This window comes from Pseudomonas reactans (genome assembly GCF_013385825.1).
Taxonomy (GTDB): domain Bacteria; phylum Pseudomonadota; class Gammaproteobacteria; order Pseudomonadales; family Pseudomonadaceae; genus Aquipseudomonas; species Aquipseudomonas reactans.
This window is the reverse complement of the sequence record NZ_JACAPG010000014.1, coordinates 345,853-371,357: the sequence shown is the minus strand read 5'-3', so window position 1 is coordinate 371,357 and position 25,505 is coordinate 345,853. Positions and strand designations below refer to the sequence as shown.

General features: G+C 59.7%; 24 protein-coding genes and 1 pseudogene. 13 read left to right on the top strand and 12 right to left on the bottom strand.

The window, feature by feature from the left end; translation table 11 throughout:
• Positions 1 to 128 precede the first annotated feature (128 nt).
• Positions 129 to 572, bottom strand: a complete 444-nt coding sequence (locus HX868_RS18300) for an Lrp/AsnC family transcriptional regulator (protein ID WP_177003865.1) — start codon at positions 570 to 572, stop codon at positions 129 to 131.
• Positions 573 to 681: 109 nt separating this feature from the next.
• Here HX868_RS18300 and HX868_RS18295 point away from each other — a divergent pair, with 109 nt between their 5' ends.
• Entirely contained in the window at positions 682 to 1,584 is a 903-nt protein-coding gene (locus tag HX868_RS18295) for a DMT family transporter (RefSeq protein WP_177003864.1), read from the top strand.
• Here the strand turns inward: HX868_RS18295 and HX868_RS18290 are convergent.
• From HX868_RS18290 to fabF, 3 genes are all read right to left on the bottom strand, one after another.
• A complete protein-coding gene (locus tag HX868_RS18290; RefSeq protein WP_177003863.1) occupies positions 1,562 to 3,541 on the bottom strand; it encodes a peptidase U32 family protein in 1,980 nt (659 codons plus the stop codon). The genes HX868_RS18295 and HX868_RS18290 overlap by 23 nt on opposite strands.
• 70 nt (positions 3,542 to 3,611) lie before the next feature.
• Positions 3,612 to 3,992 carry a RidA family protein gene (locus tag HX868_RS18285; RefSeq protein WP_025854722.1) on the bottom strand — a complete coding sequence of 127 codons (381 nt, stop codon included), beginning with the start codon at positions 3,990 to 3,992 and terminating at the stop codon, positions 3,612 to 3,614.
• Positions 3,993 to 4,057: 65 nt separating this feature from the next.
• On the bottom strand, positions 4,058 to 5,326 hold the full coding sequence (gene fabF / locus HX868_RS18280; protein WP_177003862.1) for a beta-ketoacyl-ACP synthase II: 1,269 nt from the start codon (positions 5,324 to 5,326) through the stop codon (positions 4,058 to 4,060).
• A 107-nt stretch (positions 5,327 to 5,433) separates the two neighbouring features.
• Here fabF and HX868_RS18275 point away from each other — a divergent pair, with 107 nt between their 5' ends.
• The gene (locus tag HX868_RS18275) at positions 5,434 to 5,916 is read left to right on the top strand and encodes a winged helix-turn-helix transcriptional regulator (protein ID WP_177003861.1); all 483 of its coding nucleotides are present in this window, start codon (positions 5,434 to 5,436) and stop codon (positions 5,914 to 5,916) included.
• On the opposite strand, the gene HX868_RS18270 is transcribed toward HX868_RS18275, so the two are convergent.
• Complete coding sequence (locus HX868_RS18270; protein ID WP_177003860.1) at positions 5,917 to 7,239, bottom strand: OprD family porin; 1,323 nt, start codon at positions 7,237 to 7,239, stop codon at positions 5,917 to 5,919.
• Between the two features lie 373 nt (positions 7,240 to 7,612).
• On the opposite strand from HX868_RS18270, the gene HX868_RS18265 reads away from it, so the two are divergent.
• Positions 7,613 to 8,527: a LysR family transcriptional regulator gene (locus tag HX868_RS18265; protein ID WP_177003859.1), complete on the top strand. Its 915-nt coding sequence runs from the start codon at positions 7,613 to 7,615 to the stop codon at positions 8,525 to 8,527.
• Here the strand turns inward: HX868_RS18265 and HX868_RS18260 are convergent.
• The 4 genes from HX868_RS18260 to HX868_RS18245 all read right to left on the bottom strand — a co-directional run bounded on the left by HX868_RS18260 (position 8,512) and on the right by HX868_RS18245 (position 11,963).
• Complete coding sequence (locus HX868_RS18260) at positions 8,512 to 9,285, bottom strand: SDR family NAD(P)-dependent oxidoreductase (RefSeq protein ID WP_177003858.1); 774 nt, start codon at positions 9,283 to 9,285, stop codon at positions 8,512 to 8,514. The genes HX868_RS18265 and HX868_RS18260 overlap by 16 nt on opposite strands.
• Before the next feature lie 217 nt (positions 9,286 to 9,502).
• Positions 9,503 to 10,372, bottom strand: coding sequence for an isocitrate lyase/PEP mutase family protein (locus HX868_RS18255; protein ID WP_016975727.1), 870 nt, complete (start codon positions 10,370 to 10,372; stop codon positions 9,503 to 9,505).
• A 154-nt stretch (positions 10,373 to 10,526) separates the two neighbouring features.
• Positions 10,527 to 11,264 carry a nitroreductase family protein gene (locus HX868_RS18250; protein WP_177003857.1) on the bottom strand — a complete coding sequence of 246 codons (738 nt, stop codon included), beginning with the start codon at positions 11,262 to 11,264 and terminating at the stop codon, positions 10,527 to 10,529.
• Between the two features lie 45 nt (positions 11,265 to 11,309).
• On the bottom strand, positions 11,310 to 11,963 hold the full coding sequence (locus HX868_RS18245; RefSeq protein ID WP_095016248.1) for a helix-turn-helix transcriptional regulator: 654 nt from the start codon (positions 11,961 to 11,963) through the stop codon (positions 11,310 to 11,312).
• A gap of 339 nt (positions 11,964 to 12,302) precedes the next feature.
• Here HX868_RS18245 and HX868_RS18240 point away from each other — a divergent pair, with 339 nt between their 5' ends.
• The 9 genes from HX868_RS18240 to HX868_RS18200 all read left to right on the top strand — a co-directional run bounded on the left by HX868_RS18240 (position 12,303) and on the right by HX868_RS18200 (position 22,357).
• A complete protein-coding gene (locus HX868_RS18240; RefSeq protein ID WP_177003856.1) occupies positions 12,303 to 13,358 on the top strand; it encodes a methyltransferase in 1,056 nt (351 codons plus the stop codon).
• On the top strand, positions 13,358 to 14,254 hold the full coding sequence (locus HX868_RS18235) for a VOC family protein (protein ID WP_177003855.1): 897 nt from the start codon (positions 13,358 to 13,360) through the stop codon (positions 14,252 to 14,254). The genes HX868_RS18240 and HX868_RS18235 overlap by 1 nt, the downstream gene beginning before the upstream one ends.
• Positions 14,255 to 14,330: 76 nt before the next feature.
• Positions 14,331 to 15,362 (top strand): formylglycine-generating enzyme family protein, encoded by a 1,032-nt coding sequence (locus HX868_RS18230; protein ID WP_343048288.1) that lies wholly within the window; start codon positions 14,331 to 14,333, stop codon positions 15,360 to 15,362.
• Between the two features lie 10 nt (positions 15,363 to 15,372).
• Entirely contained in the window at positions 15,373 to 15,969 is a 597-nt protein-coding gene (gene ribA, locus HX868_RS18225; protein ID WP_177003854.1) for a GTP cyclohydrolase II RibA, read from the top strand.
• Positions 15,970 to 15,997: 28 nt separating this feature from the next.
• Positions 15,998 to 17,686, top strand: a complete 1,689-nt coding sequence (locus HX868_RS18220; RefSeq protein ID WP_095016253.1) for a WD40 repeat domain-containing protein — start codon at positions 15,998 to 16,000, stop codon at positions 17,684 to 17,686.
• Between the two features lie 17 nt (positions 17,687 to 17,703).
• Positions 17,704 to 18,360, top strand: a complete 657-nt coding sequence (locus HX868_RS18215; RefSeq protein WP_177003853.1) for a class I SAM-dependent methyltransferase — start codon at positions 17,704 to 17,706, stop codon at positions 18,358 to 18,360.
• Positions 18,357 to 19,490, top strand: coding sequence for a bifunctional diaminohydroxyphosphoribosylaminopyrimidine deaminase/5-amino-6-(5-phosphoribosylamino)uracil reductase RibD (ribD, locus tag HX868_RS18210; protein WP_246355547.1), 1,134 nt, complete (start codon positions 18,357 to 18,359; stop codon positions 19,488 to 19,490). Before HX868_RS18215 ends, ribD begins: the two co-directional genes overlap by 4 nt.
• 73 nt (positions 19,491 to 19,563) lie before the next feature.
• Positions 19,564 to 20,985 (top strand): MFS transporter, encoded by a 1,422-nt coding sequence (locus tag HX868_RS18205; protein WP_177003852.1) that lies wholly within the window; start codon positions 19,564 to 19,566, stop codon positions 20,983 to 20,985.
• A 19-nt stretch (positions 20,986 to 21,004) separates the two neighbouring features.
• Complete coding sequence (locus tag HX868_RS18200) at positions 21,005 to 22,357, top strand: DUF6687 family protein (protein ID WP_177003851.1); 1,353 nt, start codon at positions 21,005 to 21,007, stop codon at positions 22,355 to 22,357.
• Positions 22,358 to 22,511: 154 nt separating this feature from the next.
• Here HX868_RS18200 and HX868_RS18195 read toward each other — a convergent pair whose 3' ends face one another.
• Positions 22,512 to 23,261 (bottom strand): glucose 1-dehydrogenase, encoded by a 750-nt coding sequence (locus HX868_RS18195; protein ID WP_177003850.1) that lies wholly within the window; start codon positions 23,259 to 23,261, stop codon positions 22,512 to 22,514.
• A gap of 104 nt (positions 23,262 to 23,365) precedes the next feature.
• On the opposite strand from HX868_RS18195, the gene HX868_RS18190 reads away from it, so the two are divergent.
• The gene (locus HX868_RS18190) at positions 23,366 to 23,725 is read left to right on the top strand and encodes a winged helix-turn-helix transcriptional regulator (RefSeq protein ID WP_177003849.1); all 360 of its coding nucleotides are present in this window, start codon (positions 23,366 to 23,368) and stop codon (positions 23,723 to 23,725) included.
• Positions 23,726 to 23,785: 60 nt separating this feature from the next.
• On the opposite strand, the gene HX868_RS31270 is transcribed toward HX868_RS18190, so the two are convergent.
• Entirely contained in the window at positions 23,786 to 24,511 is a 726-nt protein-coding gene (locus HX868_RS31270; RefSeq protein WP_425504232.1) for a methyl-accepting chemotaxis protein, read from the bottom strand.
• A 132-nt stretch (positions 24,512 to 24,643) separates the two neighbouring features.
• Positions 24,644 to 25,399 (bottom strand): annotated as a pseudogene (locus HX868_RS31265) (MCP four helix bundle domain-containing protein); the annotation flags it as partial.
• Positions 25,400 to 25,505 lie beyond the last annotated feature (106 nt).

Sequence of the window (25,505 nt, the reverse complement as noted above, 5' to 3'; positions counted from 1 at the left end):
CTGTCAGCTTACACTTGCGTCGCTGATCCACCGCTATCGCAGGCAAGCCAGCTCCCACAGTTATCAGCGATGGGTCGTACATGAGCGTTTCACCTGTTGATCCCAGGCATTGCGCTGTTGACTCAAAATCACGAATCGCCCAGCGGCGGCAAGCGTCGTTTCACCGGGGTTTTCTTGACGATGGCGGTGTTGGTCTCGGCATAGGCATTGAGCCTATCGAGCAGGCTGTCCAGATGATCCATGGTGCGTACATGCAGGCGCGCGATGAAGCAATCATCGCCCGTCACCTTGTCGCACTCGGTGAATTCGGGAATCGCCTGGATCTGTCGCTCCACCTCCTGCAATTTGCCGGGCAGGGGGCGGATGCGCACGATGGCTTGCAGCAGGTAGCCGAAATGCTTGGGGTCTATGGTGACGGTGTAGTGGGTCAGTACGCCGCGTTCTTCGAGACGGCGCAGACGCTCGCCGACACTGGGCGAGGACAGCCCGGTAATGCCGGCCAGGGCCTTGAGCGACAGGCGCGAGTCGTCCATCAAGGCGGCGATGAGTTGCTGGTCGATGGTGTCAATCATGGTGTCCACCTAATAAGTAAAGGCAATCCAGCGGTTTGGCCTTTTTTAGGCGCTGGAGCCGCTGCTGAGCAGATTGCCATAATTGAGCCTCACTTGAGGAGCTTCAATCATGGACACATCCATCCGTCGCGGGTCGTGGGAAATGGTCGCCGCTATGCTGATCTCGGGCACCATTGGCTGGTTTGTACTGGTCTCTGGCGTGTCGGTGATCGAAGTGGTGTTCTGGCGCTGTGTGATCGGCGGGCTGACGCTGTTGCTGGTCTGCGCACTGCTGGGTTACCTGCGCCTGGACCTGCTGACCTGGGCCAAGCTCGGCCTGGCGATGCTCAGTGGCGTGGCGATTGTCGGCAATTGGTTGCTGCTGTTCGAATCCTATTCCCGCGCGTCCATCGCCATCAGCACGGCGGTGTATAACGTGCAGCCGTTCATGCTGGTAATGCTGGCGGCGCTGTTCCTGGGCGAAAAAATCACCGTGCAGAAACTGGCGTGGCTGAGCGTGGCGTTCCTGGGCATGCTCGCGATTGTCACCGCCCATGGCGACCAGCAGACCGGCGACGATTACCTGACCGGCATCGCCTTGGCGCTGGGCGCGGCGTTCCTGTATGCGATTGCGGCGCTGATCATCAAGCGTTTGAAAGAAGTACCGCCGCATTTGATGGCGTTGATCCAGGTGACCACCGGCGCGCTGTTACTCGCGCCAATGGTGCCTTGGAACAGTCTGCCGGCCACCCCCAATGCCTGGGCGGCATTGGTAACCCTCGGCGTGGTGCACACCGGTTTGATGTACGTGTTGCTGTACGGCGCGATCCAGAAACTGCCCACGGCCATTACCGGCGCGCTGTCATTCATATACCCGATTGCGGCGATCTTCGTCGATTGGATCGCCTTTGGGCACCGCCTGGGCTGGCTGCAATGGCTGGGTGTGGCGGCAATTCTGCTGGCGGCGGCGGGGTTGCAGCGGGGCTGGTGGTGGCCCCGCTCCCGGAGGCTCAGTGCGTACCCTGGAAAATGATGTTTTCCGGGTTGAAGTGCTCCACTGCGCTGCCTGGCTGCGGCAAGCCAAGGATGTGGCCCTTGATCTTGCCCACCACGTGCATTTCGCACGGCTTGCAGTCGAACTTCAGAGTCAGCACTTCATCGCCGTGAATCAGTTGCATCGGCGCGACCTTGGTCTTCACGCCCGTCACACCCTTGGCCTGTTTAGGGCACAGGTTGAACGAGAAGCGCAGGCAGTGCTTGGTGATCATCACCGGCACTTCGCCGGTTTCTTCGTGGGCTTCGAAGGCGGCGTCGATTAGCTTCACGCCGTGACGGTAATAGAAATCACGGGCCTTCTGGTTGTAGACGTTGGCCAGGAACGACAGATGCGCTTCCGGGTACACCGGCGGCGGCGAGGTTTCGGCTTTGCGACCACCACGCGGGTGCGCGGCCACACGGGCAGCGGTCAGCGCTTCGATCACTTCGCGGCGCAAGGCCTTGAGCTGCGAGTTGGGGATGAAGAACGCCTGCGGCGCATCCAGTTGGATGTCGGTCGCATGGTATTCGGTGGTGCCCAGTTGACCGAGCAGGTCGCGCAGGGTGTCCAGCGCCTGTTCTGGCTTGTTGGCTACGCCGAACGGGCCGGGCAGGGTGACGCTGGCGCTGATGCCTTCTTCACTGGTGGCGGTGACTTCCAGCTGTGCTTCGCGCAGACGAGCGGTCCAGGTCAGGCCGATGCGGCGTTCGGATGAAGTCTTGAGCAGCGCCTGTTGCCAGTTGTGGTCCAGGTTGCGGTTCAGCGGATGATGCGGGCGCAGCTGGTGCAGGCCGGCCGGCATTTCGTTCGGCTCGACGCGGTAGCGATAGCGCTTCTCGCCATCTTCCTCGAACTCGCCTTTAGGCTCGGCGATGTTGGCGCGGAAACCCACCACTTCGCGCTTGATCAGCACGTTCAGACCGTCGCCATTGGACAGCGGCTCATGGGTGACCACTTGCAGGTCACGCTTGCCGGCTTTTTCCACCACACCCACCGGCAGGCCGGTGAAGGTTGGAGTGTCGAAGGCGCCGATGTCGACCTTGCGGTCGGTGACGAAGTAGTCAGTGCTGCCACGGTGGAAGGTTTTTTCCGGGTCCGGCAGGAAGAAGTGCGCGGTACGGCCGCTGGAAGCACGCGCCAGGTCCGGGCGGTCTTCAAGCACATCATCCAGGCGCTGTCGGTAATAGGCGGTGATGTTCTTCACATAACCCATGTCCTTGTAGCGGCCTTCGATCTTGAACGAACGCACGCCGGCTTCGACCAGCGCGCGAATGTTGGCGCTCTGGTTGTTGTCTTTCATCGACAGCAGGTGCTTTTCAAAGGCCACGACGCGGCCCTGGTCATCTTTCAAGGTGTACGGCAAACGGCAGGCCTGGGAGCAATCACCCCGGTTGGCGCTGCGGCCGTTCTGTGCGTGAGAGATGTTGCACTGCCCGGAAAACGCCACGCACAGGGCGCCGTGGATGAAGAACTCGATGGCGGCATCGGTTTCGTCAGCAATGGCACGGATTTCCTGCAGGTTCAGCTCACGGGCCAATACCAACTGCGAAAAACCGGCCTGGTCGAGAAACTTGGCGCGGCCCAGGGTACGAATGTCGGTCTGGGTGCTGGCGTGCAGCTCGATGGGCGGAATATCCAGCTCCATCACGCCCAGGTCTTGCACGATCAACGCGTCGACGCCGGCGTCGTAGAGCTGATGGATCAGCTTGCGCGCGGGCTCCAGTTCGTTGTCATGCAGGATGGTGTTGATCGTGGTGAAGACGCGCGCGTGATAACGGCGGGCGAATTCGACCAGGGACGCGATATCGCTCACGTCATTACAGGCGTTATGGCGCGCGCCGAAGCTCGGGCCGCCAATGTACACGGCGTCGGCGCCATGCAGGATCGCCTCGCGCGCGATGGCGACATCGCGGGCAGGGCTGAGCAATTCCAGGTGATGCTTGGGCAAGGACATAGTTTTTTTAGTCAGGCTTGTCACGGTTGAGGCGCGCATTGTAGCTGTGAAATGCCTGACCGGCACCCACTCAGGCTTGAGCGGCCATCGCAGTGACTTCCACGCGCATGCCCTCTACCGCCAACGCGGCCACGCCAACCGCCGCACGCACGGGCCAGGGCTTGGCAAAGAAGCGCTTGTAGACCTCGTTGAAGGCGGCGCGATCGGCCATATCCGTCAGATAAATGGTCAGGTGCATCACCCGGTCCATGGAGCTGCCGGCCTTTTCCAGGGCGACTTTCAAGGCTTGCAGGGTGCATTCGCTTTGCAGGGTGATATCGCCCAGCTCCAGGCTGCCATCGGCGCGGGTCGGGATCTGGGTGGACACCAGGATGCCGTTGAAGCCGATCACATCCGAAGAAATCGAGTCAGCATCGGGATCCGGGGTGTAGTGCAGGTCGTGGTTAGCCATGGGCGCCTCTCGTTGGCAGGTTCAGAAAGGCGCCCATGGTCCCCGAAAAATACCGCAGGGGCAAACTACGCCCAGCGGCGGAACAGCACGCTGGCATTCACGCCGCCAAAGCCGAAGCCGTTGGACAGCGCGTATTCAATGGGCATCGGCCGGGCTGCACCGCGCAGCAGGTCCAGGCCATCTGCAAGCGCGTCGGGGGTTTCCAGGTTGAGGGTGACCGGGGCGACCTGATCGCGCAGGGCGAGAACGGTGAAGATCGCTTCGATACCGCCCGCAGCGCCCAACAGGTGACCGGTGGCGGATTTGGTCGAGCTGATCGCCGGGCTGCCGTCAGCGCCAAATACCGTCCTGATCGCCGCCAGTTCACCTTTATCGCCCACCGGTGTGGAAGTTGCGTGAGCGTTCAAGTATTGAACCTGGGCCGCCTCGATTCCTGCCTGGCGCAAGGCTTGCTGCATGGCGCGTCGCGCACCATCGCCATCTTCCGGTCCGGCCGTCATGTGAAAGGCGTCGGCACTGGTGCCGTAGCCCACCAACTCCGCAATCGGCTGCGCGCCACGGGCCAGGGCGTGTTCGAGTGCTTCGATGACCAGGATGCCAGCGCCTTCGCCCATGACAAACCCGTCGCGCGCCTGGTCGAATGGCCGCGAAGCCCGCTCAGGGCTGTCATTGAAGTCGCTGGACAGGGCTCGCGCTGCCGCAAAACCGGCAAGACTGACCCGATGAATCGCCGCTTCGGCGCCGCCGCACACCGCTACATCGACTTCCCCGGCACGAATCATCCGCGCCGCGTCGCCGATAGCCTGCACACCCGCGGCACAGGCCGTCACCGGCGCGCCCAGCGGGCCTTTCAAGCCGTAGTTGATCGACACATGCCCGGCGGCCATGTTGCTCAAGAAGGACGGGATGGTAAACGGGGACAATCGGCGCGGGCCTTTGCTGTCAGTAGTGCGCACTGCATCGGCAATCGCCGGGAAACCGCCGACACCCGACGCAATAATGGTCGCCGTGCGTTCCTGTTGTTCCACTGTGTTCGGCGCCCAACCCGCCTGTTTCAAGGCTTCATCCGCCGCCGCCAGCGCGAACAGGATAAAGCGGTCCATCTTGCGTTGTTCCTTGGCTGCCAGCAGGCGGTCCGGGTCAAATCCGGCTTCAGGATCCTGGATAGCGCTCTGCACCTGGCCACCGATGCTGACGGCCAAATCCCCGATCAAGTCTTCCGGCAGGCGACGGATGCCCGATTGTCCGGCCAACAGGCGGCGCCAGGTGGATTCCACGTCAGCGCCCAACGGCGTCAGCGCGCCCATGCCTGTCACAACGATGCGTTTACTCATGATCAATCGACTCCGGTTGCGGTGAGGGAACAGACCCTATGGACGTCACTATCATCATGAAAGTAACATGGCGCCACGCACATTTGCACCGACCCACAGGAATCCCCATGCAACGCAAGTCCCTCATCAGCGACGAATGCCCGATCGCCCGCAGCCTTGAGCGGGTAGGGGAGTGGTGGAGCATTCTGATCATGCGTGACGCCTTGCACGGCCTGCGCCGCTTCGACGAGTTCTCGCGCAGCTTGGGCATCGCGCCGAATATGCTGACCCGTCGTCTGAATGGCCTGGTGGAGGCGGGGATGTTGGAGCGGCGGCCCTACAGCGAGCGACCGCCACGCTACGAATATGTGCCGACCGCCAAGGGCGAGGACTTCAGCGTGGTGCTGATGTCGCTGGTGGCCTGGGGCAACCGGCATTTCGCAGAAGAAGGCCACAGTGTGGAAGTGGTGGAGCGCGCCACAGGGCTGCCGGTACAACCGACGATGGCGAACGCGGCAGGCCAGTGCGTGCCGCTGGACCAGTGCACGATCCAAGCCGGCCCAGCCGCCAGCGCGGGGATGCGCCAGCGGTTGGGGGCTATGCCGGAATGACTAGAGCAAGGTAAACGGATAGTCGACGATCAGCCGCAACTCATTCAGGTCACCATCGCGTTGGTCGGCGTTCGACGCCACGATCGCATCGCGTACACGCAGCGAAAGGTTTTTCGCTGGGCCACTCTGGATCACGTACTTGGCCTCCAGGTCCGTTTCATGGTGCGCGCCATCGGCACCGTAGTCGCCCACATAGGCGCTGTGATCCGGTGTGTGGGTGCCATTGATGTCCGAGCCGTTGATGTAGCGGCCCATGAAACTCAGCCCTGGCACGCCGTAACTGGCCATGTTCAGGTCATACCGAATGCCCCAGGACTGTTCGCCCGGCCCGTTGAAGTCCCCCCACTGCACCGAGTTGGCCAGGTACACCGAATCGCCGCCTTCGCCCGCGCCATTGTTGCCGGTGCCGATGTAGTCAAACGGCGTGTCGCCATGCACTTTTTGAAACGACAGCGTCAACGTGTGCGCCTGCAGGAACGAGTACGCCGCCGCCAGCGAGTAGGTGGTGTTATTGATCGCGCCGGCCTTGGCGCTGCCAGTGTCGAGGGTGCGGTAGAGGTTGCCGTCCAGCGCGAGTGACTGGTCATGGGCCAGCGGGATCACGTAGTTGAGGTTGGTGTAGTACTGGCGCCAGATGTCTTCCAGTTCACCGGCGTAGACGGTCGCGCTCAGGGACGGGCTGAAGGTGTATTTGCCACCGACAAAGCTTGCACTGTTGGCGGCGATATTGGCGTAGGTCGCATAGATATCGTGGTCATGGTTGCTGGTCATGCCGCTGTTGGTGCTGGTGAAATGCCCAGCCTCCAGGTCCAGGCCGGCGATTTCACTGCTGGTCAGGTCGAAACCGGTGGCGGTCTGCGGCAACAGGCGGGTGCCGCCGGTGGCGAAGACCGGGGCGGTGGGTTGTATGTCACCGAATTTCAGTTGGGTCTTGGAGATCTTGATCTTCACCGCCGCACCCACGGAGCCGTAGGCATCTTCGGGGTCGCCATGGCGGTCGGTCGGCAGGTTGCCGGTGCCAGCGTCTGCGTGGGTGGCGTCCAGTTTCAGCCCGCCGTAGGCGTAGGCATCCACGCCGAAACCAAGGGTGCCCTGGGTGAAGCCCGAGGTGTAGTTGAGCATCGCGCCCTGGGTCCAGTCGATGTTATCGGCCCGGCCACCTTGGCGATTACGGTTCATGTAGTAGTTGCGCAACAACCCGGTGACGCTGCTGCCCTCGATAAACCCCTTGGAGTCCGCCTGGTCGGTGACCGATTCGGCAAACGCCAGCTGGCTGATACCGGCACACACCGCCAGTGCTAACAGACTCGACTGTTTAATCATGTTGTGACTTCCCCGGAAGAATGAACGCGCGCACAGAAACACCGCACTGATTGGATGGCGCATAAAGTTGAATGGGCAGATGTTTGCAGGTGAGCTGTTACGGTTTTTTATTGTGTTCGGCGTGGTTGCCGGGGTTGATTCTAAGCACAGTCTGCGTGGCCTGCAGCGGGCTACCGGATGAAACTCGATTAATTAAACTTCACTATTTTTAATGGCCGGCGGGTGTAGCGTAGACGCTGTCTTAGCCGCTCTGCTTCGACAAAATCCTTTGGTTGCCGCCGCAGACTCTGCGGCGGATTTTTTTGCGTGGCCGGGTTAGTTGAACTCACCTATGCTGCGCCACACCATTGGCATCCACCCTTCGAGACGCTGCATGAGCCCGAAATCCACCCACCTGCCAGCCTTGATCGCGTTTGAATGCGTGGCCCGTCATATGAATTTCGCGCGGGCGGCGGCGGAGATGGAGGTCACGCCCACGGCGATGTCCAAGACCATCAAGCAACTCGAAGCGCAATTGGGTGTGCGTCTGTTCAACCGCACCACGCGCAGCGTGGCATTGACCGAGTCCGGCAGCCAACTGCTCGACACCTTGGCCCCGGCCCTCGAGCAGATCCGCTTCTCGGTGCAGCAGGTACACGACACCGCCAGCCGCCCGTATGGCGCGTTGAAGATCAACAGCTCCTACGTGGCCTACGCCTCGCTGATCGAACCGCATGTGGCGGCCTTTCTCGCGCAGTACCCGGACATCACCCTGGATATCGCCATGGACAATGGCTTGAGCGACATCATCGGTGCAGGCTTCGACGCCGGCATCCGCCTGGGCCAGGCCTTGCAACGTGACATGATCGCGGTGCCGCTGGGGGCGTCGCAGCCGATGGTGGCCGTGGCCACGCCCGACTACCTGGCACGCTCGGCGCCGCTGGACACACCCGAAGACCTGCTGGCCCACGACTGCATCCACCAGCGCTTGAGCAGTCGCGGGCCGCTGATGGATTGGACGTTTCGCATCGGCAAGGCCAATGTCGAGATCCAGGTGAAGGGACGCCTGGTACTGGATGAAATGCGCACCACCTTGTCGGCGGCGCGCCTGGGCTGTGGCGTGGCCCTGGTGTTCCGGCCATTTGCTCAGGCGGACATCGCCAGCGGCGCGTTGGTAGCCTTGCTGGAAAAATACGCGGCGCCCGCCGAGACCTTCCACCTGTATTACGCCAACCGTGCGCAAATGCCCGGAAAGCTCCGGGCATTTATCGACTTCTTCCAGGCGCGTAACCGTCAGGCCACCGAGTAGCCGCCGTCGGCCAGCAGGGCATGACCGGACACGTAGCTGGCATCTTCCGAGCCCAAAAACGCCACGACAGTCGCCATTTCTTCAGCCGTGCCGAAACGGCTGGCCGGGGTGCTGGCGGCGAACGCCTGTTGGGCGTCTACCGACGGCCAGATCCCGCGATGGTGGAAGGGCGTTTCGATCAGCCCAGGGCACAGCGCATTCACCCGCACACCGTGCTTGAACCACTCGATGGACGCGGTCTTGGTCATGCCGACCACGGCGTGCTTGGTGCCGATGTACAGCGCGGCATTCTCGAAACCGATCACGCCGCCCATGGACGCATTATTGATGATGCTGCCAAAACCCTGTTCCAGCATCACCTTGGCCTCGTACTTCATGCAGTTGAAGACGCCGCGCACATTGGGTTCGAACACCAGGTCGAAGCGTGCGTTGTCCTGCTCGATCAGCGGCGCGAACACGCCTTCGGTGCCGGCATTGTTGAAGGCGATGTCCAGCTGGCCGTAGGTGTCCACGGCAAACTGGACCATGGCAATGATGTCGGCTTCGCGGGTCACGTCGACCACGATGGAGGAAGCGATACCGCCCTGGGCGGTGATCTCGGCTACCACCTCGTTCAGCTCGCTCTGGCGACGGGCAGCGGCGACGATCCTGGCGCCGCGTTGCGCCAGGACAATCGCGGTCGCACGGCCGATGCCAGAACTGGCGCCGGTGATCAGTGCGACTTTGCCTTCGAGTTGGCGGGGAGTGGATAAGGTCATGGAAAGCTCCGTTCATGTGCTGCGCAAGGCAATGTGCTTGCGCTAGGGGCACAGGTTACGGCGAATCATTACCCTGGATAATCCACTCAATAGTTATCGTGTTATGCGCTTTGGGTTCATGGTTGATCGTCACCACGCAACTGCCACGGCACTACACATCGCTGGGGCAGTGATGAGGTGAAGAGGGGGAGAGGATCCCCCTCTTCAGGATTGAGTCTTACTCTTTAACGTCCATGAATTCTTCAGCCCACGCCACGTAGTTTTCCGGCAGGGTATAGGTGTGCGTCAGCTCTGTGGCGCTGAGGTTATCGGTGCTGTGGGTCAACTGGCGCTGGGCACGCAGGCTGTCATAGGTCGCCTTGATTGCGGCAAAGTAAGCGCCGTGACCGGCAACCACCACGCGCACGCCAAGACTCGCCAGGCGCTTGGCATCGTTAAGCTTGGGATTGCCGTAAGTCACCAACATCAGTGGCACGGTCAGGTTCTCCGCGATCTTCTCCAGATGCTCGAAATCCGCCACACCCACCATGCAAATGCCATCGGCGCCGGCTTTCTGATACGCCAGGGTGCGCTCGATAACCGCTTCGGTCGGCAACACGCCGGCGTTGGTCCGCGCAATGATCGACAGCTCCGGATCAACACGAGCCTCCAGCGCAGCACGGACCTTGCCGATGCCTTCTTCGATGGAGATCAGGTCGGTGGACTTGCGGCCAAACTGCGCGGGCAGCAACGTGTCTTCAATGGTCAACGCGGCCACACCGGCACGCTCAAGTTCTTCGACGGTGCGCATCACGTTCAGCGCGTTACCGTAGCCGTGGTCGGCGTCGGCAATGAACGGCAACTGGGCAACACGGCCGATACGGGTGGCTTGCTCAACGAACTCACTCAGGGTGATCAGTGCGAAATCGGGCGCGGCCAGTACCTGTAACGATGCAACGGAGCCGCCGAGGATGCCGACTTCAAAACCCAGGTCTGCGGCGATACGCGCGGACATCGGGTCAAAAACGGAGGCGGTTTCAACACATGCAGGCGTTGCAAGCAATTCACGGAAACTACGACGCAGGGCGCTGTGGGACTTTTTTGGCATGATCTTTCCTGGTTGGGGCCATTGTCGACATACGATCAATGCCTATTGATAGGCTTGTGAGATTACCATGTAGGAAAACGTAGGATTATGACGTTTGAGAATGGCGTATGCACAACGCACATATCGGCGCCGTCGTTAAGGGACGCAAAGAGCCTCAGTCTGCCGCCAAACCGTTGGTGAGCAGTTGAGCCTTGAGGTCGGCACGGTAATTACGCGCGTAAGTGCGGCCAATGGTACTGGACCAGGACTGACCCTCTGCACGCCCGATGATCTGCCAGTGGCGCATGAGATGTTGGTCGTAAGCAACAATGGCCGGCCCCAGCGCAGCGCCATTGTAACGCTCATAATGACAAAACGTGTCGATGGACATCCGTGGCTTCTGTGTTGCGGGTACACGTACGTGCCCCAGGACCATGCCGCACAGGGCAAAGGTATCCTGGGGGAGGTCCAATATCTTGATCATTTCCAGGGCGTTGGCGCGAATACCTCCGACGGGCACTACGCCCAACCCCAGCGAGCGTGCAGCGATCATCATGGTGCTGAGCACGATGCCGCCGTCGGTGCTGGCGGCGATCATGCCTTCGAGATGACGCTGGATCTGCTGTTCGTTTCCATTGAGTGCGGCGCCGACGGCGGTCTTGTGAAAATCCACCACCACGGTGATGAATACCGGCGCCGCGGCGATCCAGGGCTGGCCGCCGGCCACGTCTGCGATGCGCTGGCGAGTCTGCGCATCGCGCACGACGACCACCGAAATATGCTGGGCATTGAATGACGTTGGGGCTTGGTGGCCCGCGCGCAAAATAGCGTTCAGATGCTCGTCACTGATGGGCGTTGCGTGGTAGCTGCGTTCACTTCGATGGCTGGCGAGCAAGTCGAGAGTTGGCGTCATGCCTTATTCCTTTAAGGGCTGCTGAAGCGTTAAGAACAAGCGAGTTCAAGTGAGTGGCTGAATGTTATAGACGCAGCGTCGGTCGCCAGAGATCAGGTGCTCGCAACGCTCGACACTCGCGTCATCGCCCATCGCTGCACGGAATATCTGCAACTCCGAGCGACAGAAACCCTGGCATTTACGCGCCGCAGCACAAATCGGGCAATGGTTTTCAATGAGCAACCATCCTTTGCCTTCGGGCTCCATATGCGCCATGTAGCCAGCCAGTTCGCGAATACGCACCAGAATGCCGACCTTTTCTTCCAAAGTCGAAGCGTGCGAACACGCCTGGACATACTCCTGGCGATTGGTGGCTTCCATGCTGGTGATGATTTTTTCGACACCGTCACTGCCGAAAACGCCCTCGATGGACTCGATCAAGTGCAGGGTCAAGACGCTGTGGGAGTCGGGGAACTTGTTTTGCGCGGTGTCGGTGAGCGCCCATTTCAAGGAGGGGCGACCTGCCCCTTGGGTGGGCGCCGAAACACCGACGATCAGCTCCGATGTCTGCAATTTCTGGATTTGCTGCCGGGCGGCCTCAAAGGTGAGCTCCAGCAAGGAAGCCAGTTCGGTGGTTTTGAGCGGGCCACGGGTTTTGAGCAAAAACAGAATGCGATCAGCAGTGGATGACTGGGTGTCGTCAGTGGGTCTGGAGGTCATAAATTGCGTGTAACCATGGGGAGTGAGCGCGTCACTGAAGTTTGTCGACCTTTGGCGCCATCCATTGCGTAAGGGTAGAGGGGATGAGCATAGTCAGTTTTGCGGACGAGGAAAATAACTAATAAATAGAATAAGTATTATCTTGCTGATTCCGAATAATTATAAAAGGTTCTCCTTGCTTTTGTGTTTCTTAGGGCTAGGCTGGTAGCGAGCTTTTGGAAGCCTCTGGCTACACGTTCAGTTGCATACGACTCCGGACCGTTAAATACACACTGCGCCCAAGCCGCCAACGCTTGCCGACGTCAGTGAAAATAACAATACCCAAGGAAGAGAATCAGTATGACTGTGCAAAAACCGACAACTATTTATGAGCACGCGGAAGAGATTACGGCCCTCAACAGCGTGGTCGATCTGGTGAAGCTTTCCGACCAGTATCGGCAGTCCGCCATCCTCCACTTCGCCGTAGCGCAGCGGATCTTCGATCAAACAGCCCAACCCGCCACCGCCCTCGCCATCAGCCAACAAATGGGTTGGGTCACCAACAAGACAAAGATTTTCCTCAATGGCCTGGTTGCCCTGGGCCTGTTGAAAAAAAACCAGGACACCTACGTCAATCAGCCTCTATCCCAGCGCTTTCTGGTCAGTCACAGCGTTGAGTTCATCGGCCCGATTATTGACCACCAGCGCTTGCAGTGGCAGAACTGGCCGCGCCTGGGGGAGATCCTCAGCAGCGCCGAGTCCATGGATTTCCAACAAGAGAATCGCTTCAAGCACGACATCGCCGCCCGCGATGCCTTTAACGATGCGATGGTGCGCTTCAGCCAACCCATGGTCGATGTACTCAAAGCATTGCCGGTCTTCGCCGGCGCTAAAAAGGTCATCGACCTGGCCGGTGGGCACGGCACCTATATCGCTGAAATTGCACGCCGTCACCCCCAGGTCCAGGGTGAGATCTGGGACTTGGCAGCCACACGCCAGTCGGCTGAAAGCACCCTCGAAAAATACCAGTTGGCGGGGCGCCTTACGTTCAAGGAGCGCAACTTGCTGGATCTGGCACGTTACGAAGGCGAGCGTGCAGACGTGGTGATGGTCAATGACTGCCTGCACTACTTCACTCGCGAAGAAACCCAAGCGTTGCTGCGTTCGGCCGCGCAACTGGTGAATGACGGTGGTTCACTGCTGGTGCTGAGCATGACCCTGGACAGTGATGAGATTCATCCGGCACTGTCGGCAGACTTCTCCTTGCACATGATGGTCAATACGGTGCATGGCGAATTGCACCCCACCCGTTGGATCGCCGAGCAGATAGCTGCCCAGGGTTTCGAGGTGACTCAAGAGCCTATCGGGCGCTACAGCCTGCTGATGGGTCGTCGTGCTGAGAGGAGGGTAGGCTGATGTTGCGGTTTATCACCCTGTACTCCGCTGACACGGCGGCACGCATGAGCGCGTTTCTTGGGGCATTGAACAACTGCGCCAAGACTGCCGGCTTTGAACTGTGCGCTGCCGTAGAGAATGCCCGGCTACCTGAGGCTGACGGGCTAATCCTGCTGGTGTCAGCCGCTGATAGCCCTGATGCACTGGACGCTCGCCTCAAGGCGTTGGTGGACGTCTACCGTAACAAAGCGGTCAGCGTCATTCGCCTGCACGAAGGCACGGCGGTCAAACCGATTGCTGAACCGCTGAGCGCGATATGGCTGCAGCACGCCGCGTGTTTCGTCTATCCCCATGCGCTTGCGCTCAATAATGACGCGGACGTGTCCCAGGAAACAGTCAAGCATTGGCTGGCCGGCTTCTCCAAATTCACCGCGGCGATCAAGATGTGGCGTGCCCTGGAAGGGGTGTCCATCGCGGCGGCCGCCCAGGAATCCCAACGGCCGCAAATGGCCCATATCAATATCCTGACCCGTGACCTGGAGGCCTCCCAGGCGTTCTACCGCGAAATCTTCGGCGCGCGGTATTGCTACAACCTGGGGCCGCGCAAAGTGGTCATGGAGCTGAACGGATTCGACTTCTTTATCGAGCACAATAGCGATTTTTCTTACCCGCAAGGCTATCACATCGGTATCCGGGCGCTGCCGGAGGATGTCCGGCGCATCGCCGACAAGGTCGCTGCCGACGACACTATTACCCTGGTCAAGGGCAATGGCCCATCCCCGGGTTATCACCAGGGTCCGGACAATGTCCGCACTGCCGTGTATTTCGAAGATCCCGATGGGTTGGTGGTTGAAGTGTATTCCACCGAAATCGAAATGCTCGAGACCAATCGAAGGTTGCTGCTCGACCGACTCTGATACCTGACTGATCAACGCACGCCGAGCGGATTTGCGCTCGGTCGCGGATTTGTTCGCTCGGAATAAAGGTGTACCTATGACAAATCAATACGGTTGGCATTGGCCAACGCTACCGAGCCCCTTGCCGAAAAACACGTCTGACCGGGAATTGATGGGCTACCCGCCGGCTTACGTGGAATATGAACTGACCCGGCAGATCGCCGACGCCACCGGACAGTTGATGAGTGCTCCCATCGAGCAACTGTTGCGGATGGTCGAGTCCGCTGCCGAACCCTTGGTCCGACGAATTGCCGCCGGTGAGGTGCTGGGCTGCAAGGGCGACCCGCGTATCGATGTATTCAATCCCAGCCTGCGCGACATTCCCGCCGCCCAAGTGGAAATTGGCCTGGAGCCGCAACGCGTCGACACGGTCATGAAGACCTACGCGGGTCTGGGCCTGGACCGCAGTTGGATCGAGAAGGAAACCCCCAACCATCGGGTCAGCCTCGCGAGTTTTCGCATGGCTCGGTACCCGGTGACCAACAGTGAATACCGCGCCTTCCTGCTGGATACCGGTTATCCGTTCTTGCCGACCAGTTGGGCCTTTGGCCGTTTCCCCCAGCACCAGGCCAACCACCCGGTGTACAGCGTCAGTGACGCCGATGCCGACGCCTACGCCCAATGGTTGAGCCTTCGCACCGGGCGCGCGTTCGCCTTGCCCAGCGAAGCGCAGTGGGAGTACGCCGCGGCAGGGCTGCAGCGCGCGCAGTTTCCGTGGGGCGAAACATTCAATGTCGAGTACGCCAACACCCTCGAATTGGGGCTGCTGACCACGACACCCGTCGGGGTATTTATTGAAGGAGCCTCGATCTTTGGCGTGCTCGACATGGCCGGCAACGTGGAAGAGTACGTTGCCGACGATTATCAGGCGTACCCGGGCGGGCCTGTGATCAGTGATGACCTGGTGCTGGATGTCGGTCGGCACCGTGTGGCCCGTGGAGGCAGCTTCACCCGTTTCAGGGATCTTGCGCGCAATCAGCGCCGACATGGACGTTATCCAAGGCCCATCTATGTCATGGGATTCCGTTTAGTGGAAAACAACGTTGACCAGAACGTCTCACGCACATAGAGGCTTAGTCATGGACACTCCAGTAACGCTGCATACGCAAGTCCCCATCTCGATTCTTGGTGGGTCCGTCAATGCACAGTTCTTCGGCTTCAAAGGCTTTGACAAACACAACGAGCATTTTGCCGTCAGGGCGGGCCGGCCGGATACCGAAGTACCGCTGGTTCGGGTGCATTCGGAATGTATCACCGGTGATGTGTTCGGCTCCCAACGTTGCGATTGCGGCCCGCAGTTGCAGGAAGCACTCAGGGCATTGAATGCCCAAGGCGGCTACTTGATTTACCTGCGCCAGGAAGGACGCGGTATCGGCCTGTATTCGAAGTTTGAAACCTACCTGCTGCAAGACGCGGGTATGGACACCTACGAGGCCAATCTGGAGCTCAACCATCCGGAAGACTCGCGCAGTTTTGCCCCTGCGGTCGCCATGCTGCGTGCCCTGGACGTCAATCGCTGCCGGCTGCTGACCAATAATCCGGACAAGGTCAAGCAACTGCGCGACGGCGGGATCGACGTGGTCAGTTCCGTGCCCACCGGGGTGTTCCTGACCAAGCAGAACCACAACTACTTGCGCTCGAAAGTCAGCAAGTCGCGGCACACCATCAAGCTTTGATTTCATTCTCCAGGAAAAGGATTTTTCGATGAAACATATAGGCCCTATCAGTGGTGTCGCCGCCCATGCGGGTGAGTTCATCGCCACCGCCGGCTACGACAACCAAGTGATCTTGTGGAACGCCCGCACCGGGCATTCGATCCACCGTGTCAGCCATGACCACCTGGCCAACCAGTGCGCGTTCAGTGCCGATGGCCAATTCCTTGTCAGCGCCAGCAGCGACTACACCGCCCGAGTTTGGGAAGTGCCGAGCATGCGCCTGAAGGCCGTGCTATCGGGGCATGACGACGATGTGGAAATGGCCGTGTTTTCACCGGACGGAACGTCGATCGCAACCTGCTCACGCGATCATCAACTGCGCCTCTTCGACTTGGACGGCAACCTCAAGGGCACGTGCCGTGGGCATCAGGCTGATGTGATTTCCGTGGTCTGGTCGCCGGACGGCAAGCGGCTGATTTCCAGCAGCGACGACGGCACCGTGCGCCAGTGGGATACCGCCAGTTTCAAGCAATGTGATGAGGTCGATATCGGTGGGGTCGAGACCGATACCGTTGCCATTACTCGCGCCGGCGTGGTGTTTGCCGGGGATGATGAAGGGCGCATCTCGATTATCCATCAGGGCGATATCCGCTCCATTGCCGCACATGATGCGGGGATCAAACGGATCGTCTGGAACGATGAAAAGCAACTGCTGGTGACCTTGAGTTATGACCGCCTGGCGATCCTCTGGCGCTTTGATGGCATCCAACTGGAGCAACTGCGCAGCACCAATCTGCCCAGCATTGTCTGGCCGCGCAGTTGCGCGTTCGTTGGCAGTGATGCGCTGGTGTTCGCAACCTTCGGTTCACGCTATGCCACTTGGGATTATGAAACCGACCAGTGGACCGTGGAAGGGATCCAGCCGGCGGTAAGCATCAATGCCGTGGTCACCCGCGATGGCCAACAGTACAGCATCGGTGACGCCGGCTTGCTGTTTCGCGACAACCAACCATTGAGCGGCGTTGGCAGCCTTTGCAACTTCCTGTTGCCGTTCGGGCCGTTGCTGCTGACCGGCGGGCAGATGGGGCAGGTCTTCGATGCCCTCAGCGGGCGCCTGCTGTATCAGCACCGTTCGCCACTCAATTGTGGCACCACCTTCCAACGCAACGGCCAACTCCATGCGCTGATCGGAACCTACACGGGTGAAGGCCTGGTCTTTGTCATCGATGGCGATAACAGCCTGAAGTGGGTGGCCTCGATCCCGATGCACGACAACGCAATCAAGGGCGTGGCCGCCAATGAGCATCACTTGTTCAGCGTGTGCGCGTCGGCGGCCGCAGCCCTGCACTCGATCGAGGACTTCAGCTGTTCGCGGCATATCGAAAATGCCCACACGCGTATCTCCAACGGTTGCTGCCGGGTCGAAGGCGGTTTTGCCAGTATTGGCCGCGACCTGAAGTTGCGCCTGTGGCTAGACAGCGGGGACGAGGTCTACGACACGCCACACCGCAATTCCATCAAGTGCATTTGTGCCTCCGCCGACGGCGAGGTCATTGCCACCGCCAACTACAGCGGCACCATCGCGCTCTTTGACTTGCCCAGCCGTTCCTGGCAGCAGGTGCAGCGTCCCACGGCCAGCGGCATCTCTTGTATCACCCACAGCCTTGCCAGCGATGATTTCCTGGCCAGCTCCTATGACGGCCATATCTACGGTATCGCCACCCGTCGCGCCTCTTGAACCAAGGATCTCCAGACATGAGCAAACCAGCGAAATTCATGGACGTACCGTCGTACCGCGGGGCACTCAATACCTCGTTTGTGCACCGCTACAGTCATGGCGAAGACGAATGGTCGTGGGACATTGGCATGGCCAAGGCGGCCCGGGTGTTTCTCGAGTTACTGGGGGCGACGCCGGATCAGCATATTCTGGACGTGGGCGTCGGCCGGGCACGGGACGCCTCGGAGTTTATCCAGGCAGGGCATCGTGTGACGGGGCTGGATATTGTCGAAAACTCGAGTTGGCCGCTGCTGCGCAAGCGTTGGGGCGAGCGCCTGCAACTGGTATGCAGTGCGCTGCAGGACTGGCAGCCGCCTGCGGGCAAGCTGTTCGACGCCGTGCTGGACAACGGTTGTTTTCATCATCAACACCCTGACGAGTGGGAGGCCTACCTCGCAAACATCCGACAGTTCGCCCGGCCGGGCGCCTTGATCGGGCTGAATGTGTTTGGTGTCGACGCGAGCAACCCGACGCCAGGGTGGCGAGCAATGGACAACCAGCGTCAAGGTTACTTTTTCACTGAGCAAGGTGTGCGCGAAACCTTCGAAGGGTTTGGCTTCACCTGGCAGGAACTGGTGGTGATCGAGCGTCAACATGGGGACGCGGTTTATCTCTTGGCGCTGCTTCGCACATGAGCCGGGTGCCGTTGTGCGACCGCCATTTCATGGCGCTCGCCCTGGCATTGGCCGATCGAGGCGCCTACACCACGGCGCCTAATCCCAGGGTTGGTTGCGTGATTGTCAAACACGACGAAGTGCTTGGACAGGGTTGGCATGCAAGGGCAGGGCAGGCACACGCCGAGGTCAATGCGTTGCGCGAAGCGGGCGATCAGGCGCGGGGTGCCACTGCCTATGTCACCCTGGAACCCTGCGGTGGTCATGGGCGTACCCCGCCCTGTGTCGATGCGTTGATCCATGCAGGTATAGCGCGGGTGGTGGTCGCCAGTGTCGACCGCTCCCAGCACGAGAATCAGGGCGTCGAGCGGCTCAGGGCGGCAGGGGTGGTGGTTGAACACCTGCCGTGTCCCGAGGCGCGGGAGTTGAACCAAGGGTTCTTTTCACGCATCGAGCGTCAGCGGCCCTGGGTGCGGATCAAGTTGGCCATGAGCCTGGACGGGCGCACAGCCCTGGCCACCGGGGAGTCCAAGTGGATCACCTCGGCGCAGTCCCGGGAGGACGTGCAAACCTGGCGCGCCCGATCCTGCGCCGTACTCACCGGCAGCGGCACGCTGCACGCGGACAACCCGCGTTTGACGGTGCGCCTGGCGGATCCGCAGATGGCGTTTGTCGCGCCGCTGCGGGTGGTGCTGGACCAGGATCTCAAAGGCCCCACCGACGCCCATGTATGGGATGGCGAGGCGCCCACCCTGATCTTTCATGGCCCGGCTGTCACACCACCGGGCGTGCCGCCAGACAGCGTGCGCTTTCGCCAGGTTGGGTTGTCGGACGGGCGCCTGGACCTGCATCAGGTCATGGCATGCCTGGCGGAGGAGGGGTGCAACGAAGTCCAGGTCGAAGCCGGAGCGGTGTTGTGCGGCGCTTTAGCGGCTGCGGGCCTGGTGGATGAGTGGCTGATCTATATCGCCCCCCTGTTGTTGGGCAGTGATGCCCGCCCATTGCTGGGAATCAATGGGCTCACGTCATTGGCCGAGGCCCGGCAATTGTCGATTGTGGAGCAATGCCTGGTGGGTGGAGACCTGCGCCTGCGGTTAAAACCCCTAGGCGGTGAGTCAGCGTTATCGGCTGTCGTTGAAGAGGCAATATAGGGGACAAATAATTACACAAGTAAATGCTTTTATAATAGAGTGGTTTTACGTTAATCAGACTTGGTGTATCGAGATGAGATCTACGACAGGGTGGTCGGCATTACTACTTGGAAGGAACGGATTGCGATCTGCGGCCTTGGCGGGCGGCGTTGCGCTGCACGCAATCAACGTCTATCTGGTGACGACGATTTTGCCCTCCGTGGTCGCGGACATCGGCGGCCTCGACTATTACGCCTGGAACACCACGTTGTTCGTGGTGGCCTCCATCATCGGCTCCGTACTGTCGACCAAATGCCTGACCGGCTTGGGCGCGCGGGGCGCCTACGTCTGGGCGGGGGTGATCTTCGCTACCGGCAGCGCGGTGTGCAGTCTGTCGCCGAACATGGCGGTCATGATCCTGGGCCGAACGATTCAAGGGCTGGGTGGGGGGCTTTTGTTCGCATTGCCCTACGCCATGATTCGGTTGGTGTTCGCCGAACCTTTGTGGCCGCGAGCCATGGCGCTGATCTCTGGCATGTGGGGGGCGGCAACGCTGATCGGGCCGGCAGTGGGTGGCGTTTTCGCTGAGTACGACGCCTGGCGCGCAGCTTTTTGGGCACTCATCCCGGTCACCGTATTATTCATGTTGCTGGCCTGGGCACTGCTGCCGAAGAAAAGCACCGAGGCTCCACGCCGTATGGGTGTCCCGCTGGCGCAACTGGTGCTTTTGAGTGGCGTCGTATTGGCGATATCCGTCGGCAGTATCAAGCCGGATGCGGTCTATAGCGTCCTGGGCCTGGCGGTCGGCCTTTTACTGTTGTACTTCGTTTACCGGGTGGAAGTCCGTTCAACGTTGCGGTTATTACCCAAGGGCGCGCTGACTGCCCGCAGTGCGCTGCTGCCGTTGTATTTCTCCATGGGTTTGATGGTGGTCGGAATGACCAGCGAAGTCTTCGTGCCGTACTTCCTGCAAGTGCTGCACCTGCAAACACCGCTGCTGGCGGGTTACATCAGTGCGTTGATGGCGGCAGGCTGGACCTTGGGAGCACTGTACAGCTCTGGGCTCAAGCCCAACCCAGCGATCCGCGCAATTGGCATTGCGCCGTTCTTCATTGTCGGTGGGTTGATCCTGGCGTTTATCTTCGTACCGCGGTTCGGCCCGTCAATCATCAATGTCGTGGGGGTGTGTGCCGGGATGTTGGTGATCGGTACCGGGATCGGGCTGGCATGGCCGCATTTGCTGACGCGCGTACTTGAAAGTGTGTCCGAAGATGAGAAGGAGCTGGCGGGGGCGTCGATCACCACCGTACAACTGATCGCGACAGCCATTGGCGCGGCATTAGCCGGCATGATCGTCAATCTGGGTGGGTTCTCTTCACCCGGTGGTGCCGTCGGTGCATCGAGCGCTGCAGCGTGGCTCTTCGGTGTGTACGCGGCGCTGTCGGTATTGATCTTCTTCTCCGTCAGGCCGGTCACTCGAAAAAAAGCCGAGCAACCAACGTTTGACCCTGCATGATCTCGAAGGGAAGCCGACGATGAATCTACTGTCCGTTTTGCCACAGCGCGCCACTGAGTTTCTGACTGACCCCGATGTTGAGAAACAGGTGGGAGATCTCGAGATAAAAGTGCTGGGCGGGCGTCCCATCGGGATTATCAACAACCAGTTCATCGATTTGATGAGTGCGATTGCAGGACCGGGCGCAGTCCTGATCAATGGAGAACCCACCGACATCCGTCGCGAAAACCTTTGCCGTTTGAGCTATGGGTTGGACACCGGTGGGGAACTGGCCTATGTACCGATTCAGGCGGGTGATTGCCACCTGGCGCTGAGCGATCACTCACCGCGCAAGCCTGCTTCACCTGCTTCATACGAAAATGAGGCCGTCCGTATCAACCGCGAGAGCCCCTACGGGTACTTGCCGTTAGGCCATACCGCGCAAGTGCCGAATGTGTCCCTGGACTCCATTGATAATGCTTCAACATTATTGACGCTGTCGCACTGGCCTTCCAACAAGACACCTGCGCCCTACAAAGCCAATCTGTCAACGCAAAGTGTTTTCAGTTTTCTCAAGCAAAGCGATATCGTCGAAGGCGCAAAGATCGTCACCAGCGACCACTTTGACCTGGATGGGCTGGCCTCGATTTATGCCTTTCTATCGCCGTCCCATGCGATGCGGCATCAGCAACTGTTGATCGACATCGCCAGGCTGGGTGACTTTTCGCGAGGGGTATCAGCCCAAGCATTAAAAGCGGCCTTTGCATTCAATAGCTTGGCAGCACAGGTGAAACTGCCAGGAACGATCGATACTGACACCGCGTTGTTGCATCGTTACAGAGCGGTTTTACCCATGGTCGAGCAGGTCCTGGACCACACCGAGCGTTACGAGCCTTGTTATCTCGAGGGGATGGATCATCTTGCGCGCAGCGAGCGATTGTTGAGCCATCCGGACATGATGCTGGTGGAGTACCCGGAGATCGACCTGGCGGTTTTCCATCTTCCAGCCGAGATCAATCACGCGCCATTGAACCATCGACGACCTTACTTGGGATTGTCGAACATTGCGTTTCACAACAGAACACGATGTGGCGTCGTCGCGATTGTTCACGGCACTGTCCTCGAAGTTCGCCAGCGTTACGAGAGTTGGGTCGAACGCATCTCGGGTATTGCGCGGGCACGCAGAGATCTGTCGATCTTTGCTCGGGCATTGCAGCAGGATGAGAAAGAACAGGGTGTGTGGCGCTACGGCGGCGTTGAAAACATCATGCCGGCCTTGAAATACGAGGGATCAGGTTCGAGTGGCTATTCGATGGAAACACTGCTGGTGGAACTCCGGCAGTTTTTGAAGGTAGCTCCCGTAGCTTGGAGAGGATCACACTCAGCGAAGTGATCAGGCTCAATGTTGTCAAATCTGCGGCTTAGAGAGGTCATGGGGAGGATAGGCGCAATATATGATTTAACATAATATACATTATGCGTAATATCGTATTGCGTAATCAGGGGCAGTGCCCATCAGATTTCAACAGGCAAAACCCCTATCTCACTCAAACCTGAGCAAAGCCTCCATCGACAAACATCTCACTGCCGGTCATGAAGCTGCTCTCATCCGATGCCAGGAACAACGCTGCCGCTGCAACTTCCTCGGGCTTGCCAATTCGGCTCAACGGAACCTGCGCGGTCATGTCGTCGATGATTGCGTCTTTCTGGCCTGTACCTGAAAGCGCCAGGTCCAAGCCCGGTGTCGAGATCGGCCCTGGTGAAAGTACGTTGACGCGAATGCCCGTACCTTTCAGATCCAGCGCCCAGCTCCTGGCAAAATTACGCAGCGCCGCTTTTGTTGCGCTGTACACGCTGAATGCCGGTGTGCCCATGGTGCCTGTGGTCGAACCTGTGAGGATCACCGAGCTGCCGGCGCTCATCAGTGGCAAGGCTTTTTGTACGGTGAACAGCGTGCCTTTGACGTTGATGCCGAAGGTACGGTCAAACGATTCCTCGGTGATCGAGCCGATCGGCTGGAAATCCCCCAGGCCTGCGTTGGCGAACAGCACGTCGACCCGGCCTTTGGCGGCTTTGACTTGGGTGAACACGCGATCAAGGTCGTCCATTTTTGAAATGTCGCCTTGTATGGCGATGGCTTCAGGACCTATCAGTTGCAGCGCCTTGTCCAGTTCCTCTTGTCGACGTCCTACAATGACGACGTGTGCGCCTTCCGCCGCAAAGCGAATGGCTGTTGCCAGGCCTATGCCGCTGTTGCCGCCGGTAATGACTGCGATTTTTCCGTTGAGCCTGCTCATGGTGAACTCCGATGAATAAGGTTGAGGCCCAACTGTAGATCTGCGCTATTCTTTTGAATAGTATGCACCTTTTAGTAAGTACCCTATGCGGAGTCCTCTGGATCATGGCCAACCACTCATTCAATTGCGGGCTCGAGGCCGCCCTGGCGGTGATTGGCGGTAAATGGAAGCCGCTGGTGCTGTTCAACTTGGCGCAAAATGTTCATCGATATGGGGAATTAAGGCGTGCGATTGGCGGCGTGACCGATAAGGTGCTGATCCAGCAACTCAAGGAATTGGAGCGTGACGAGATCATTTTCCGGGTGGATTTCCAGGAAATACCGCCCAAGGTCGAGTACTCGCTGACACCGTTCGGGCGATCCTTGGCGACTGCGTTGGGCGCGCTGTGCCAATGGGGCACGGAGCATATGCAAACCGTTGAGCGTATCGCCGAGCGGCGTATGACCACCCTCTCCCAGTCTTGAGTCCCCTGCCCTGAGAGCCAACTCAACTAAATGACTATTTAGTTGAGTTAAATCAATTAGTTACATCTGAAATCGATCAACCGACTGCGACAGCTTTCCTGCCAGGTTGGACAGTTCATCGGTGGTCGACGCCGTCTGCCCGATCACTCGGCTATTGCTCTCTGACATCCCCGCAATCATCTCCACCTGGTGCGCAATTTCATTGCTGGCCAGGCTCTGCTCGCCGATGGTCCGGGAGATATCGTTGACCATTTCCGTGGTGTTCAATGTTGCTTGGAGAATCTCGCGAATCGCCCGCTCCACCTCGGCGGTGACCGCCATGCCTTTGTCCACCTGAGCAACGCCCTCCTCCATGCTGGTCACCGCTTCCCGGGTGTTCTGCTGGATACGCCCGACCATGGCGGCAATTTCCTGGGTGGATGCGCTGGTGCGTCCAGCAAGGTTGCGCACTTCATCAGCAACCACCGCAAATCCGCGCCCCTGCTCGCCAGCACGGGCGGCCTCGATCGCGGCATTCAGGGCCAGCAGGTTGGTCTGGTCAGCAATCCCCTTGATCACCTGGATAATGCTGAAAATGGCCTCGGACTCCTTGTCCAGCGTGCGGATCACGTGGGCCGATTGCTGCGCGGAACGGGCAATGCCATCCATGTCATTGACCACCTGATGAATCACCCGGCCGCCGTCCTTGGCCAAGATTTGCGCCTGGTTGGCCATGTCCAGTGCGCGTCCGGCGTGCCGGGTGATTTCCTCGATGCTTGCGGTCATTTCACTCGCGGCAGCGGCCATGGTGCTGGCGGCGGCGCTCTGTTGCTGGCTGCTGCCGGCCACTTCATGGCAGCCGCGGCTCAGTTGCTCGCTCATGCCATTGACGCCATGGGCGTTGCTGCGCACCACGTCGATCATGCCGCGTAGGTCCTTTTGCATCGTCGCGAGGCTGCGGATCAGGGCGCTGGCTTCGTCCTTGCGCCGGGGTTCCATGATGGGTTCACTCAAGTTGCCACGTGCGATGCTGGCGGCAATGCGGCTGGCCGCCTGTAGGGGCCCCATGATACTGAGGATCACCCAGCGGCCCTGGGCCAACAGCAGTAATAGGCTGGCGATCAACACCGCGCCCAAGGTCAAGTTGGCGTTGCTGATGGCCTGCCGAGTACCCACGCTGGTCTGCTGGGTATTGGTTTCGATCAACTCGCTCAGGCCCGCCATTTGATCTTCCAACTGGCTGAAGGCGGCATTGAACGTGCCCAGTTCCCCGCGCGCAGCCTCAGGATTGTCCAGTGCCAGCGCGACGATTCGCTCGCCGGTGGCGATGTAGTTATCCAGACTGGGTTTGATTTTTTCCAGGCTTGCCTTGAGCGAATCGTCCAGCGGCAACTTGAGGTTGTCTGCCAGCACCTGCCGAAAGTGCTCGGCGTGCTCCTTCAAAGAACTGTCGACTTCGGCCTTGCTGCTGGTGCTTTTACCCAGGCCCACCAGCATCGCCGATAACACATCGGCGCGCAGGGCGTCGTGCATCATGTCGGCTTCCATGTGGTTGCGCAGCACCGTCATGCTCACTTCGTTGTCCTGTACGGCACTGCCCATCCGGGTGTTTCCCAGGTAGCCGGCCAGGCTCATGATCAAGGCAGTGAGCAATCCGGTCGCTATCAACAGCATCAAGCGCAGTTTGATCGTCATGCTGGTATCCCCGTGCCTGGTCAGCCGGTTGAGAACCCAACCGTAGAAGCCCCGCTGCTCATGTTATCGGCCATCCATACTGCTTATTGAAGCCTAAGTTTGCGGA

What these genes read in the sequence shown, in the direction of transcription:
- HX868_RS18255 (WP_016975727.1), bottom strand. Translation starts at nt 10,372, where the DNA reads ATGCCAAAAAAGTCCCACAGCGCCCTGCGTCGTAGTTTCCGTGAATTG.
- HX868_RS18190 (WP_177003849.1), top strand. Translation starts at nt 23,366, where the DNA reads ATGGCCAACCACTCATTCAATTGCGGGCTCGAGGCCGCCCTGGCGGTG.
- HX868_RS18250 (WP_177003857.1), bottom strand. Translation starts at nt 11,264, where the DNA reads ATGACGCCAACTCTCGACTTGCTCGCCAGCCATCGAAGTGAACGCAGC.
- HX868_RS18240 (WP_177003856.1), top strand. Translation starts at nt 12,303, where the DNA reads ATGACTGTGCAAAAACCGACAACTATTTATGAGCACGCGGAAGAGATT.
- HX868_RS18245 (WP_095016248.1), bottom strand. Translation starts at nt 11,963, where the DNA reads ATGACCTCCAGACCCACTGACGACACCCAGTCATCCACTGCTGATCGC.
- HX868_RS18220 (WP_095016253.1), top strand. Translation starts at nt 15,998, where the DNA reads ATGAAACATATAGGCCCTATCAGTGGTGTCGCCGCCCATGCGGGTGAG.
- HX868_RS18270 (WP_177003860.1), bottom strand. Translation starts at nt 7,239, where the DNA reads ATGATTAAACAGTCGAGTCTGTTAGCACTGGCGGTGTGTGCCGGTATC.
- HX868_RS18300 (WP_177003865.1), bottom strand. Translation starts at nt 572, where the DNA reads ATGATTGACACCATCGACCAGCAACTCATCGCCGCCTTGATGGACGAC.
- HX868_RS18265 (WP_177003859.1), top strand. Translation starts at nt 7,613, where the DNA reads ATGAGCCCGAAATCCACCCACCTGCCAGCCTTGATCGCGTTTGAATGC.
- HX868_RS18290 (WP_177003863.1), bottom strand. Translation starts at nt 3,541, where the DNA reads ATGTCCTTGCCCAAGCATCACCTGGAATTGCTCAGCCCTGCCCGCGAT.
- ribD (WP_246355547.1), top strand. Translation starts at nt 18,357, where the DNA reads ATGAGCCGGGTGCCGTTGTGCGACCGCCATTTCATGGCGCTCGCCCTG.
- HX868_RS18295 (WP_177003864.1), top strand. Translation starts at nt 682, where the DNA reads ATGGACACATCCATCCGTCGCGGGTCGTGGGAAATGGTCGCCGCTATG.
- ribA (WP_177003854.1), top strand. Translation starts at nt 15,373, where the DNA reads ATGGACACTCCAGTAACGCTGCATACGCAAGTCCCCATCTCGATTCTT.
- HX868_RS31270 (WP_425504232.1), bottom strand. Translation starts at nt 24,511, where the DNA reads ATGGCCGCTGCCGCGAGTGAAATGACCGCAAGCATCGAGGAAATCACC.
- HX868_RS18215 (WP_177003853.1), top strand. Translation starts at nt 17,704, where the DNA reads ATGAGCAAACCAGCGAAATTCATGGACGTACCGTCGTACCGCGGGGCA.
- HX868_RS18235 (WP_177003855.1), top strand. Translation starts at nt 13,358, where the DNA reads ATGTTGCGGTTTATCACCCTGTACTCCGCTGACACGGCGGCACGCATG.
- fabF (WP_177003862.1), bottom strand. Translation starts at nt 5,326, where the DNA reads ATGAGTAAACGCATCGTTGTGACAGGCATGGGCGCGCTGACGCCGTTG.
- HX868_RS18205 (WP_177003852.1), top strand. Translation starts at nt 19,564, where the DNA reads ATGAGATCTACGACAGGGTGGTCGGCATTACTACTTGGAAGGAACGGA.
- HX868_RS18275 (WP_177003861.1), top strand. Translation starts at nt 5,434, where the DNA reads ATGCAACGCAAGTCCCTCATCAGCGACGAATGCCCGATCGCCCGCAGC.
- HX868_RS18285 (WP_025854722.1), bottom strand. Translation starts at nt 3,992, where the DNA reads ATGGCTAACCACGACCTGCACTACACCCCGGATCCCGATGCTGACTCG.
- HX868_RS18200 (WP_177003851.1), top strand. Translation starts at nt 21,005, where the DNA reads ATGAATCTACTGTCCGTTTTGCCACAGCGCGCCACTGAGTTTCTGACT.
- HX868_RS18230 (WP_343048288.1), top strand. Translation starts at nt 14,331, where the DNA reads ATGACAAATCAATACGGTTGGCATTGGCCAACGCTACCGAGCCCCTTG.
- HX868_RS18260 (WP_177003858.1), bottom strand. Translation starts at nt 9,285, where the DNA reads ATGACCTTATCCACTCCCCGCCAACTCGAAGGCAAAGTCGCACTGATC.
- HX868_RS18195 (WP_177003850.1), bottom strand. Translation starts at nt 23,261, where the DNA reads ATGAGCAGGCTCAACGGAAAAATCGCAGTCATTACCGGCGGCAACAGC.